At 72.7% G+C, this 12,531-nt stretch carries 9 protein-coding genes; 3 read left to right on the top strand and 6 right to left on the bottom strand.

The window, feature by feature from the left end; genetic code table 11:
- Positions 1–17 precede the first annotated feature (17 nt).
- Genes H488_RS24595 through tkt form a run of 3 tightly spaced genes read right to left on the bottom strand, consistent with a single transcriptional unit; the run spans position 18 to position 4,988 of the window.
- The gene (locus H488_RS24595; RefSeq protein WP_017832798.1) at positions 18–1,634 is read right to left on the bottom strand and encodes a hypothetical protein; all 1,617 of its coding nucleotides are present in this window, start codon (positions 1,632–1,634) and stop codon (positions 18–20) included.
- Between the two features lie 56 nt (positions 1,635–1,690).
- Positions 1,691–2,797: a transaldolase gene (gene tal, locus H488_RS24590; protein ID WP_017832797.1), complete on the bottom strand. Its 1,107-nt coding sequence runs from the start codon at positions 2,795–2,797 to the stop codon at positions 1,691–1,693.
- A gap of 55 nt (positions 2,798–2,852) precedes the next feature.
- A complete protein-coding gene (tkt, locus tag H488_RS24585) occupies positions 2,853–4,988 on the bottom strand; it encodes a transketolase (RefSeq protein ID WP_017832796.1) in 2,136 nt (711 codons plus the stop codon).
- 408 nt (positions 4,989–5,396) lie between these two features.
- Between tkt and H488_RS24580 the strand changes: the two genes are divergently transcribed.
- Both H488_RS24580 and H488_RS24575 read left to right on the top strand, forming a co-directional pair.
- Positions 5,397–6,293 carry a heme o synthase gene (locus tag H488_RS24580; protein ID WP_017832795.1) on the top strand — a complete coding sequence of 299 codons (897 nt, stop codon included), beginning with the start codon at positions 5,397–5,399 and terminating at the stop codon, positions 6,291–6,293.
- A gap of 71 nt (positions 6,294–6,364) precedes the next feature.
- Entirely contained in the window at positions 6,365–7,282 is a 918-nt protein-coding gene (locus H488_RS24575) for a dihydrodipicolinate synthase family protein (protein ID WP_017832794.1), read from the top strand.
- A gap of 5 nt (positions 7,283–7,287) precedes the next feature.
- Here the strand turns inward: H488_RS24575 and H488_RS24570 are convergent, their stop codons facing one another.
- From H488_RS24570 to H488_RS24560, 3 genes are all read right to left on the bottom strand, one after another.
- Complete coding sequence (locus H488_RS24570) at positions 7,288–8,313, bottom strand: COX15/CtaA family protein (RefSeq protein ID WP_017832793.1); 1,026 nt, start codon at positions 8,311–8,313, stop codon at positions 7,288–7,290.
- A gap of 119 nt (positions 8,314–8,432) precedes the next feature.
- The gene (locus tag H488_RS24565) at positions 8,433–9,221 is read right to left on the bottom strand and encodes an ABC transporter permease (RefSeq protein WP_017832792.1); all 789 of its coding nucleotides are present in this window, start codon (positions 9,219–9,221) and stop codon (positions 8,433–8,435) included.
- Positions 9,218–10,225 carry an ABC transporter ATP-binding protein gene (locus H488_RS24560; RefSeq protein WP_031282652.1) on the bottom strand — a complete coding sequence of 336 codons (1,008 nt, stop codon included), beginning with the start codon at positions 10,223–10,225 and terminating at the stop codon, positions 9,218–9,220. Before H488_RS24560 ends, H488_RS24565 begins: the two co-directional genes overlap by 4 nt.
- A gap of 232 nt (positions 10,226–10,457) precedes the next feature.
- Here H488_RS24560 and H488_RS24555 point away from each other — a divergent pair, with 232 nt between their 5' ends.
- Positions 10,458–11,255: a helix-turn-helix transcriptional regulator gene (locus tag H488_RS24555; protein ID WP_017832790.1), complete on the top strand. Its 798-nt coding sequence runs from the start codon at positions 10,458–10,460 to the stop codon at positions 11,253–11,255.
- The last annotated feature ends 1,276 nt before the right edge of the window (positions 11,256–12,531 follow it).

The raw sequence follows: 12,531 nt of genomic DNA, 5'->3' as shown, positions 1-12,531 counted from the left end.
CGGTCGCGCCGGCCGGGTCAGCCGCCGAGGGCGTCGACGGCCCGGCGCAGCCGGTCCACGCCCGCGGCGCGGTCCGCGAGCCGCAGCCGCAGCACGGGCCGCCCGTGGTCGGCGAGGACCTGGGCGTCCCCGTCGGCCTGGGCGGAGATCAGCTCGCCGAAGCTGAACGGGCTGTCCGGGATCTCGAGGTCCGTCTCCGAGGCGGCGGTGATCTGCAGGTACACGCCCTCCGCCGGTCCGCCCTTGTGGTACTGGCCGGTGGAGTGCAGGAACCGGGGGCCCCAGCCGAACGTCACGGGCCGGCCGGTGGCCCGGGCGAGGACGGGGCGGACGCTCTCCAGCTCGGCCCACGAGAGCCGGTCGAAGTACGCCTGCACGGACAGGTAGCCGGTCTCCGGCAGCTGCGCGAGCAGCTTGGCGAGCGCGTCCTCGACCGTCTGCGCCCCGTCGAGCAGCTCCTGCGCCCCGCGGATCTCCACGGGCCCGTCCACGACGTCCGCGGCCGTGGGCTGCGGCTTGTCCTCGAGCAGGGCGCGGGTGGCGTTCTTGGCGGACTCCACGTCGGGCTGGTCGTACGGGTTGATGCCGAGCAGCCGCCCGGCCGCCGCGGTGGCGACCTCCCACAGCATGAGCTGGGCGCCGAGGGAGCCGGAGACCCGCACGACGTCGCCCTCGGGGGCCTGCTCCTCGTCCACGCCGACGAGCTCCACGACGAGGACGTCGGAGGCCCCCGAGGAGGCCTCCGGGGCGTCGCCGGCGCCGACGACGACGGGCAGCACGCCCTTGCCCTCCTTGCCCGTGGACTCGGCGATCAGCTGCTCCGCCCAGTCGGCGAACCCGGCGATCCCGGAGCCCAGGTCCCGGAACACGAGCTTGTTGCGCAGCGGCTGCGTGCCGCCGAGCGCCGCGCCCAGGTGCAGGCCGGGGTTGTCCTCGGCGTCCTCGCGCAGCACCTCGCCGGCCTCGTCGGCGTCGTCGAGCAGGGCCCCGACGTCCACGCCGGCCAGACCGGAGGGGACCAGGCCGAAGGCGGTGAGCGCCGAGAAGCGCCCGCCCACGGTCGGGTCGGCGGTGAAGACCCGGCGGTAGCCGGCCTCCCGTGCGGACGCCTCCATGGGCGAGCCGGGGTCGGTGACCACCACGATGCGCGAGGCGGCGTCGATGCCCGCGTCCTCGAACGCCCGGGCGAAGACCCGTCGCGCCGAGTCGGTCTCCACGGTGGAGCCGGACTTGGAGGAGACCACGATCGCGGTGCGCTCGAGGCGGTCGGCGAGGGCCGCGCCCACCATCTCCGGGTCCGTGGAGTCGAGCACGAACAGCTCGACCCCGGCGGTCCGGGTGATCACCTCGGGGGCCAGGGAGGACCCGCCCATGCCCGCCAGCACGAACCGGTCCACGCCCTCCGCCGCGAACTCCTCCCGCAGCGCGGTGATCTCGGCGACGAGCGGGCGGGAGACCTCGGCGGCCTCCACCCAGCCCAGCCGCTTGGCGGACTCGTCCTCGGCCGCAGCGCCCCACAGGGTGGGGTCCTGGGCGAAGAGCTTGGAGGCGAACCTGTCGCCCACCAGCGCGGGCACGTGCCGGTCGACGGCCTCGCGGGCGGCGCCGGAGGTCTGGACGGACAGGGAGCTCATGGGTTCTCCTTCGGGTGGGGCGGCACGGACGGTGCTCGGGTCAGGACGGGACGGGCTCAGCGGGCGTTGTCGAGGGCGGCGCGCACGGTGTCGAGCAGCTCCGCCCAGGAGTCCTCGAACTTGGTGAGCCCCTCCGCCTCGAGCTGGGCGACGACCTCGTCGTAGGAGATCCCCACGCCGGCGATCCGGTCCAGGAGCTCGTTGGACTCCGCGTAGGTGCCGGTGACGGTGTCACCGGTGACCTCGGCGTGGTCGAACGTGGCCTCCAAGGTCTTCTCCGGCATGGTGTTCACGGTGTTCGGGGCCACCAGCCCGGTCACGTACAGGGTGTCCGGCAGGGACGGGTCCTTCACCCCGGTGGAGGCCCACAGCGGGCGCTGCGGGTTCGCCCCGGCCGAGGCCAGCCGCTCCCAGCGCTCGGTGGCCAGGGCGTCCTCGTAGATCTGGTAGGCGAGCCGGGCGTTGGCCAGACCGGCCTTGCTCTTGAGCGCGGCGGCCTCGTCGGTGCCGATCGCGTCCAGGCGCTTGTCGACCTCGGAGTCCACCCGGGAGACGAAGAAGGACGCCACGGAGTGGATGGTGGAGAGGTCCTTGCCGTTCTCGAGCGCCTGCTCCAGGCCCAGCTGGTAGGCGTTGATGACCGCGCGGTAGCGCTCGAGGGAGAAGATCAGCGTCACGTTGACGGAGATCCCCTCGGCGATGGTCGCGGTGATCGAGGGCAGGCCCGCCTCGGTGGCGGGGATCTTGATCAGCGCGTTGGGGCGGTCGATGGTCTGGGACAGGCGCTGGGCCATGGCGGCGGTCGCCTCGGCGTCCTGGGCCAGGCGGGGGTCCACCTCGATGGACACCCGCCCGTCCTCGCCCTGGGTGGCCTCGGCGATGGGGGCGAAGAGGTCGCAGGCGTCGCGCACGTCGTCGGTGGTGATGGCCAGCACGGCCTCGTCCACGTCCGTGCCGGCGGCGGCGAGCTGCTTGACCTGGTCCTCGTAGGCGTCGTGCTTGGCCAGCGCGGCGGCGAAGATCGTCGGGTTCGTGGTCACGCCCACGACGTCCTTCTCGTCGATCAGCCGCTGCAGCCCGCCGGAGGCAAGGCGTTCGCGGGAGAGGTCGTCGAGCCAGATCGAGACGCCGGCGTCGGAGAGCTTCTGGGTGGGGGTGGTCATGTGTCTGTCACTCCTCGTGCTCGGGGGAAGATGGTCGGTCGGTGCGCGCCGCGGCTCAGCGGCCCACGGAGGCGGTGGCCTGCGCGGCGGTGAGGGACTCCTGGGCGGCGGCGGTGACGGCCTCGGCGGTGATGCCGAACTCGCGGTAGAGGGTCTCGTAGTCGGCGGACTCCCCGAAGTGCTCCAGGGACACGGCCCGCCCGTGCTCGCCGAGCAGGTCACGCCAGGACATCGCGATCCCGGCCTCCACCGACACGCGGGCCCGCACGGCCGCCGGGAGCACGGACTCGCGGTACTCGGCATCCTGGGCGTCGAACCACTCCCGGCACGGCATGGACACCACGCGGGCGGCCACCCCCTGCGCCTTGAGCTGCTCGCGGGCCTCCACGGCCAGGGAGACCTCGGAGCCGGTGCCGATGAGGATCACGTCCGGGGTGGACTCGGTGTCGGCCAGGACGTAGCCGCCGCGGGCCACGCCCTCGGCGGAGGCGAACTTCTCGCCCTCGGCCTCGGGGTGCAGGTCCGCCCGGGCGAAGGTGGGCACGTTCTGACGGGTCAGGGCGATGCCGGCCGGGCCGTGCCGGTTCTCCAGCATCGTCCGCCACGCGATCGCGGTCTCGTTGGCGTCGGCCGGGCGCACCACGTCCAGGCCCGGGATCGCGCGCAGCGCCGAGAGCTGCTCCACGGGCTGGTGGGTGGGTCCGTCCTCGCCGAGGCCGATGGAGTCGTGGGTCCACACGTAGATCGAGGGGACCTTCATCAGCGCACCCAGGCGCACGGCCGGGCGCTGGTAGTCGGAGAAGATCAGGAACGTCCCGGAGAACGCCCGGGTCTGGGAGGACATGGTGATGCCGTTGACGATCGCCGCCGCGGCGTGCTCACGGATGCCGAAGTGCAGCACCCGCCCGTAGGGGTTGCCGGTCCACTTCGCGGTGGAGCGCGCCTCGGGGATGAAGGAGGGCGCCGACTCGATGGTCGTGTTGTTGGACCCCGCCAGGTCGGCCGAGCCGCCCCACAGCTCGGGGAACGTGTCGGCGATCGCGTTGATCACCTTGCCGGAGGCCGAGCGGGTGGCCACGTCCTTGCCGGCCTCGAAGACGGGGAACGCGTCGGCGTAGTTCTCGGGCAGCTCCTCGGCGCGGATCCGGTCGTAGAGGCCCGCCCGCTCCGGGTTGGCCTCCCGCCAGGCCTGGAACTGCCGCTCCCACTCGGCGCGGACCTGCTTCATGCGGTCCTGGATGCCGCGGGTGTGGGCGATGACCTCGTCCTCCACCACGAAGGACTTCTCGGGGTCGAACCCGAGGATCTCCTTGGTCGCCGCGACCTCGTCGGCGCCGAGCTTGGAGCCGTGGATGCCGCCGGTGTTCTGCTTTCCCGGCGCCGGGTACCCGATGATCGTGCGCAGGGCGATCAGCGAGGGCTTGGCGGTCTCGGCCTTCGCCGCGCGGATCGCGGCGTAGAGCTCCTCGACGTCCTCGACGTAGTCCCCGGTCTTCGTCCAGTCCACCCGGGCCACGTCCCAGCCGTAGGCCTCGTAGCGGGCCAGGACGTCCTCGGTGAACGCCACGTCCGTGTCGTCCTCGATCGAGATGTGATTCTGGTCGTAGATCACCACGAGGTTGCCCAGCTCCTGCACCCCGGCCAGCGAGGACGCCTCGGAGGTCACGCCCTCCTGGAGGTCGCCGTCGGAGGCGATCACGTACACGGTGTGGTCGAAGACGGACTGGCCCGCGGGGGCCTCGGGGTCGAACAGGCCGCGGGTGTAGCGCTGGGCGTAGGCGAAGCCCACGGCCGAGGCCAGGCCCTGGCCCAGCGGGCCGGTGGTGATCTCCACCCCGGTGGTGTGCCGGTACTCGGGGTGGCCCGGGGTCTTCGAGCCCCAGGTCCGCAGGGACTCGATGTCCTCGAGCTCCATGCCGTAGCCGGAGAGGAACAGCTGCAGGTACAGCGTCAGCGAGGTGTGCCCGGGGGAGAGGATGAAGCGGTCACGGCCCGTCCACCGGTCGTCGGTGGGGTCGTGACGCATCACCTTCTGGAACAGCAGATACGCCGCGGGGGCCAGGGACATCGCCGTGCCGGGGTGGCCGTTGCCCACCTTCTCCACCGCGTCCGCGGCCAGCACCCGCACCGTGTCCACGGCACGCCGGTCCTGCTCGGTCCAGGTCAGCTTCTGATCGAGTTCGGTCGCCAAGATTCGGTGCCCTTTCCATTGGGGTCCGCTGCCGTGCGCAGCGGGTGCCGGTCGTGGACCGGCGGTTTGGGTCCAGCTTAGGTCACGCGCATTTCGGGCGTGTGACCGACGGCACCGGTTCCCGGGGCCCCGGACGTCTTTCCCGTCATGTCCGGAGCGGGAACGGACGCCGCCACGCGCTATGCTGTATAGGACCTTCTTCCGCGCCCGCGACCACCGCGCCGACCGCTCCTGCGTGCCGGCGACGCACCGTCTCCGGGCCGACCTCGCGCACGGAGCCGGGGGAACACCACCGCAACCGGGAGCAATGATTCTGTGAACTCACTCGAGACGTCGGGACCCGCAGGACGAGCCGTCCTCGGCAACGGGCACACGGGTGATGCGGCGGCCCCCCGCAGCGAGGGACGGATGACGGCCTCCCGGAAGGTGCGGGCCTACGTGGCCCTCATGAAGCCGCGGATCATCGAGCTGCTGCTCGTGGCGACCGTGCCGACCATGATCTTCGCCCAGCAGGGCATGCCGAACCTCTGGCTCATCCTCAACACCCTCGTGGGCGGCACGCTCGCGGCGGGTGCGGCCGGCGCCTTCAACTGCTACATCGACCGGGACGAGGACCGGGTGATGAAGCGCACGGCCAAGCGCCCGCTGGTCACCGGAGAGGTCACCGACCGCGAGGCCCTCGTCTTCGCGTGGGTCCTCACGGCCGTGTCGGTCGCCTGGCTCACGATCGGGGTCAACGTGCTCGCCGGCGCCCTGGGCGCGGCGGCCATCTTCCTCTACGCGGTCTTCTACTCGATCGTGCTCAAGCGCCGCACCGCCCAGAACATCGTCTGGGGCGGGGTCGCCGGGTGCATGCCGGTGCTGATCGGGTGGGCCGCCGTGACGGGCGGCCTCGACTGGCCCGCGCTCGTGCTGTTCCTGTTCATCTTCCTGTGGACCCCGCCGCACTACTGGCCGCTGTCCATGAAGTACGCCGACGACTACTCCCGCGCCGGGGTCCCCATGCTGGGCGCCGTGGCCGGGGCCCGCACCGTGGGCAGCCAGGTGGTCCTCTACGCGTGGGCCACGGTGGTGTGCTCGCTGCTGCTCGTCCCCGTCGGCGGCGCCGGCTGGGTCTACGCCGTGACCGCCCTGGCCTCGGGCGCCTGGTTCGTGGGCCACAGCCACAAGCTGCACGCCCTCGCGGTGGCCGGCCGGCCCACGGACAAGCAGGCGATGCACGTCTTCCACGGCTCGATCGCCTACATCACCTTCGTGTTCCTCGCCCTGGCCGTCGACCCGTTCGTGGGCGGCCCCGTCCTCTGAGCCCGACGGGGCCGGCGGGCCCCGCGGCGCCCGCGTCCGGCCGGGGGACCGGCCGGACCTAGGATGGTCGCATGCTCAGCATGACCTTCACCGGGCTCGTCGCCTACCCGATCACACCCTTCCAGCAGGGTGGCCGCCTGGACCTGGAGTCCTTCGGGCGCTACGTCGGCCGGCTGTCCCGATCGGGCGTGGACGCCCTGGTGGTCCTGGGCAGCTCGGGCAGCTTCGCGTACCTCTCCGGGGAGGAGCGGGCCGAGGTCGTGGGCGTCGCCGTGGAGGCCGCCCGCGGCTCCGGGGTGCCGGTGGGGGCGGGGATCTCCGCGATGACCACCCGCGAGGTCCTCGAGATGGCCTACGCCGCGGAGAACGGCGGGGCGGACGGGCTCGTGCTCAACCCGCTGTCCTACATCCCGCTCGTCTCCCAGGAGATCGCCGACCAGGTGGAGACGGTCTCGGCGGCCGTGTCCCTGCCGCTGTGCATCTACAACAACCCGACGACGACGGGCTTCACGTACCCGGTGGAGCTCGCCGCCGAGCTGTCCTGGCTGGAGAACGTCAGCGCGTTCAAGGACACCGCGGACTCCCCGGCGGACCTCGCCGCACGGCGGCACCGGTTCGCCGAGCTGGCGGAGCCGGGGACGGCCCACGGGGTCAGCGGGGAGCGGCTGCTCCACGAGGCGGCACCGGACGCCGCGGCCTGGCACTCCGGGATCGCCGCGGTGCTCCCGCGCCAGTACGCCGCCTTCCGGGCCGCGGTGGTCTCGGGCGACGACCGCGCGGTGCGCACCTGGCAGGCGGCGCTGACCCCGCTGATGGAGATCCTGCGCCAGGAGCGGCCCCTGAGCTCCCTGTACGCCCTGGCCGAGGTGTGCGGCGTCAGCACGGCCCCGCCGCGGCGGCCGCTGCTGCCGATCCCCTCGGCCAGCCGGCAGCGCCTGGCCCAGGCCGTCGAGGAGCTGCTCGACGAGGCGCCCGACGAGCGGGCCTGAGGGCCTCAGCCGCGGGACGGGGCCTCGGCCGGCTGCGCCCGGTCGGTGCTGCGCAGCACCGGGGCCGGGGTGCGGGTGACCGCGAAGCCCTTCTCCACGGTGCGGGCCGTGGCCCAGATCAGCACCGCGGAGCCCACCAGGTGCAGGGCCACGGCGACGATCGGCACGCCGTTGAAGTACTGGTAGTAGCCGATGAGCGCCTGCAGGACCAGCGCGGTCAGGAGCACGTTGAGGCCCGAGGCCAGCGGCACGGGCCACCGGTGCCGGCGGGCGAGCACGAGCCCGAGGACCACGGCCGCGACGATCAGGTACACGGGGACCGCGTGGGCGCGGGTGACGAGGTAGGCGTCGAACGCGTGCCGGGCGGTGGTGTCGTCCCCGGCGTGCGGGCCGGTGCCCGTGACCAGGGTGCCCAGGTAGAGGATCAGCGCGGTGAGCACCCCCAGGCTCACCATGAGCCCGCGGACGGTCCGCCGCTGCCCGTAGGCCTGGCCGGGGCGCTCGGCGTCCCGCACGGCGGGCAGGGAGCGCCGCCGGGTGCGGTTGACCAGCACCGTGGCCAGCGCGATCATCGCCCCGGAGATGAGGTAGTGGATGCCCACGATCCACGGGTTGAGCCCGGTGAGCACGGTGATCCCGCCGACCACGGCCTGCAGCGGGATGCCGAGACCCAGCAGCAGGGCGATCCGGAAGAGGTCGCGGTGCTCGTGGCGCAGCCGGAGCACGGCCAGGAACGTCAGCACCGCCACGGCGGCCAGCAGGAAGGTCAGCAGCCGGTTGCCGAACTCGATGAGGCCGTGCATGCCCATCTCGGGGGTGTTGGTCCAGGACTCGTCCGTGCACCGGGGCCAGGTGGGGCAGCCCAGGCCCGAGCCGGTCAGCCGGACGAGCCCGCCGGTGAGGATGAGCACGGAGTTCGCCACCAGCGACGCGACGGCGAGCCACCGCACCCACGGGGTGATCCGGCTCGGCAGCAGGCCGCCGCCGTGCTCGCGGACGTCGACGTCGCTGGGGTCGCTGGCGCGGTTCATGAGTTCACTTCCGGACGGGGTCGGTGCGGCGGGGTCTCCGCGCCCAGTTTATCCGCCTCCGCGGCCCCCGGGTCCCGCCGGCCGGGACGGGCCCTCGGGGCCGGGTCCGGACCGGCGGCTCAGCTCCAGCGGAACCAGCGCACGGCTCCGGCCCAGGCGGCGGCGGCCCAGACGAGGAGCACCAGCACCGGCAGCGGCGTGGGCGCCCCGGTGAGGAACGTCTCGCGCAGGGCGGTGCCCAGCGCGCCGGAGGGGAGCACCTCCACCACCCAGGTGAGCCCCGCCGGCAGCGTGCTCGAGGGGAACAGGGTGCCGCCCACGGCGGCGAGCAGCACCCACACGAGGTTGGTGACGGCGAGGGTCGCCTCGGCGCGCACCGTGCCGGCGAGGAGCAGCCCCAGCCCGGTGAACGCCGCGGCGCCGAGCAGCAGCACCGGCACGGAGACGAGCACGACGGCCGCGTCCGGGCGCCAGCCGAGGGCCGCGCCGAGCGCGGCCACCAGCACGTACTGCACCACGAGCACCGCGACGATCGCGAGCAGCTTGCCGGCGATCAGCCCGCCGCGGCCCAGGGGAGTGGTGGAGAGGAAGCGCAGGACCCCGTAGCGGCGGTCGAAGCCGGTCTGGATGCCCTGCCCCGAGAAGGCGTTGGAGAGCACGCACAGCGCCAGCACGCCCGGCACGGCGACGTCCACGCGGGAGGCGCCGGCCGGGACGGCGGCGTCCAGCAGATCGGTGAGGGTCAGGGCCACGAGGGCCATGAGCGGCAGGATGACCAGCAGCAGCAGCTGCTCGCCGTTGCGCAGCACGGCCCGCGTCTCGTAGCGGGCCTGGGCGGCCACCCGGCGGGCCAGGGAGGCGGGCTCCGGGCGGGGGGCGGTGGCGGTGGGCAGGGCGGGGGCGGTCATCGGATCTCCCGTCCGGAGATGTCGAGGAAGACGTCCTCGAGGGTGCGCGGCTGGAGGGACAGGGACTCGGGCAGCGTGCCGGTCGCGGTGAACCACCGGGTCACGGTCTCGAGCATCGGGGGCGTGAGGACGCCGGTGAGGGTCACGGTGCGGTCGGCGCGGTCCGCCCGGACGCCCTCGAACCCGGGGCCGTCCCACGGGAACGGCCCCGCGCGCAGCTGCTCCGGGGCCAGCGTCAGCACGAGCACGGCAGGGGCGTCGGCGCCGGGGGCCACCAGCTCCGCCACGGACCCCTGGGCCATGACCCGGCCGTGGTCCACGATGTAGACCTGGTCGGCGAGACGCTGGGCGTCGTCGAGCAGGTGCGTGGTGAGGATGATGCACACCCCCTCCCGGCGCAGCTGCTGGACGAGGTCGAAGACGATGTTGCGGGACTGCGGGTCCATCCCGGCCGAGGGCTCGTCGAGGAAGAGCACCTCCGGGTTGCCCGCGAGGGCCGCCGCCAGGGCCACGCGCTGGCGCTGGCCGCCGGAGAGCCGGCGGACCACGGTGCGGTCGAAGCTGCTGATGCCGAGCCGCTCCACGAGCTCGTCCATGTCCCGGGGGCTGCGGTAGAGGGACGCCACGTGCCGGAGCAGCTCCAGCGGGCGCACCGCCTGGGGGAGCCCGCCGTCCTGGAGCATCACGCCCACGCGGGCGCGCAGCGCCGGGCTGGCCCGCCACGGGTCCTGCCCCAGCAGCCGGACAGTGCCGCCCGTGGGCCGCTGCAGCCCCTGGGCGCACTCCAGGGTGGTCGTCTTGCCCGCGCCGTTGGGGCCCAGCAGCGCCGTGATCTCGCCGTGCCGCGCGGTGAGGGACAGGCCGTCGACGGCGTGCACCACGTCGGCGCGCGCCGCGCCCGGTCCGGCCGGGCGCCGGGAGCGGCGCCGGCGGACCGGGAACTCCTTCACGAGGCGCTCGATCGAGAGCGCGGGCGAGGACGCGGGGGGACTCTGGGCGGGCACCGGACCAGTGTAGTGCGGGCGCGCCCGCGGCCCGGCCCCCTTGGCCCCACCGCGCCCCGGGGTTATTATGAGTAAGTCGTGATTCTTGGACGGAGCCCGGTAAGGCTCCACTTACTGGTCAGACCGGAATGAATTACGACATACTCCGGTTGTGTATTAGAAGCGTCCCTTGCGGGTCGCGCGCTGCAGCACGAGAGCCTCCACCCCCGAGCAGGAAGCGAACGGTTCACCCATGACTCAGACCACGGACGCCCGGAGCAGGTCCCGCTCCGGCCCGCGGGCGGAGCAGGAGGAGAACACCCGCTCGCGCGTGCTCGGCGCCGTCCTGGAGCACGGTCCCGTCTCCGCCGCGGACCTCGGCGAGATGCTCGAGCTGACCCCGGCCGCCGTGCGCCGGCACCTGGACGCCCTCGAGCAGCAGCACTTCATCGAGGTCACCATGGTCCGCCGCCGCAGCGGGGGCGCCGGCCGCCCCGCGCGGCGCTACGTCGTCGCCCCCGAGGGCCACGCCAAACTCGGCGACGACTACCTCGAGATCGCGACCGACGCGCTGGAGTCCATCCGCCGCATCGCCGGCCCGGACGCCGTGCACGCCTTCATCCAGGAGCGCGTGGACCGCCTGGAGGCCTCCTACCGCCCCGAGGTCGAGGCCGCCGGGGACGACGTCGCCGACCGTCTGCCCGTCCTGGTGCGGCTGCTCAGCCGCGACGGGTTCGCCGCCTCCACCAACGAGGTGGCCGTCGGCCGCGGCGAGTCCCGCACCATCGTCTCGGCGCAGCTGTGCCAGGGGCACTGCCCCGTGCGCGAGCTGGCCGCCCGCTACCCGCAGTTCTGCGAGCTGGAGACCGAGCTCATCGCCCGGCTGCTCGGCACCGACGTCCGCCGGCTCTCGACCCAGGCCGCCGGCGCGCACGTGTGCACCACGCACGTGCCCCTCACGCGGCCGGGACCCGCCGCGGCACCGACTTCCGTGGACCGCACCGCGGCCCGCGCCACAGACCAGACAACAGAGGAAGGCCGTCATGACTGACCAGATCGCCAGCGGCAACGACACTGTCATCGCCGACATCCTGGAGAAGAACCCCGAGCTCGAGGGCATCGGCACCTACGAGTACGGCTGGGCCGACTCGGACGTGGCCGGCGCCTCCGCGCGCCGCGGTGTCGACGAGGACGTCGTCCGGGACATCTCCGCGAAGAAGAGTGAACCGCAGTGGATGACCGACCTGCGGCTGAAGGGCCTGAAGTTCTTCGACCGCAAGCCCATGCCCACGTGGGGTGCGGACCTGTCCGGGATCGACTTCGACAACATCAAGTACTTCGTGCGCTCCACGGAGAAGCAGGCCGCCACCTGGGAGGACCTGCCCGAGGACATCCGCAACACCTACGAGAAGCTCGGCATCCCCGAGGCCGAGCGCGGACGGCTCGTCTCCGGCGTGGCCGCCCAGTACGAGTCCGAGGTCGTCTACCACCAGATCCGCGAGGACCTGGAGGAGCAGGGCGTCATCTTCCTCGACACCGACACCGCGCTCAAGGAGCACCCGGAGCTCTTCGCGGAGTACTTCGGCACGGTCATCCCCGTGGGCGACAACAAGTTCGCGTCCCTGAACACGGCCGTGTGGTCCGGCGGCTCCTTCGTCTACGTCCCCAAGGGCGTGCACGTCGAGATCCCGCTGCAGGCCTACTTCCGCATCAACACGGAGAACATGGGCCAGTTCGAGCGGACGCTCATCATCGCGGACGAGGACTCCTACGTCCACTACATCGAGGGCTGCACCGCGCCGATCTACAAGACCGACTCGCTGCACTCCGCCGTCGTGGAGATCATCGTCAAGAAGAACGCCCGCGTGCGCTACACGACCATCCAGAACTGGTCGAACAACGTGTACAACCTCGTGACCAAGCGCGCGATCGCCCACGAGGGCGCCACCATGGAGTGGATCGACGGCAACATCGGCTCGAAGGTCACCCAGAAGTACCCGGCGGTCTACATGACCGGCGAGCACGCCCGCGGCGAGACCCTCTCGATCGCGTTCGCCGGCGAGGGGCAGCACCAGGACACCGGGTCCAAGATGGTGCACATCGCCCCGAACACGTCGTCGTCGATCGTCTCGAAGTCCGTGGCCCGCAACGGCGGCCGCGCCGCCTACCGCGGTCTCGTGCAGGTGCGCGAGGGCGCCCACGGCTCGAGGTCCAACGTGGTCTGCGACGCCCTGCTGGTGGACACGATCTCCCGCTCCGACACGTACCCGTACGTCGACATCCGCGAGGAAGATCGGAAGAGCACACGTCTGAACTCCAGTCACGTC

Source organism: Kocuria sp. UCD-OTCP (genome assembly GCF_000349605.1).
GTDB classification, from domain to species: Bacteria; Actinomycetota; Actinomycetes; order Actinomycetales; family Micrococcaceae; genus Kocuria; species Kocuria rosea.
The sequence above is the reverse complement of the archived record's forward strand: the minus strand, read 5'-3'. Positions and strand labels throughout refer to the sequence as shown.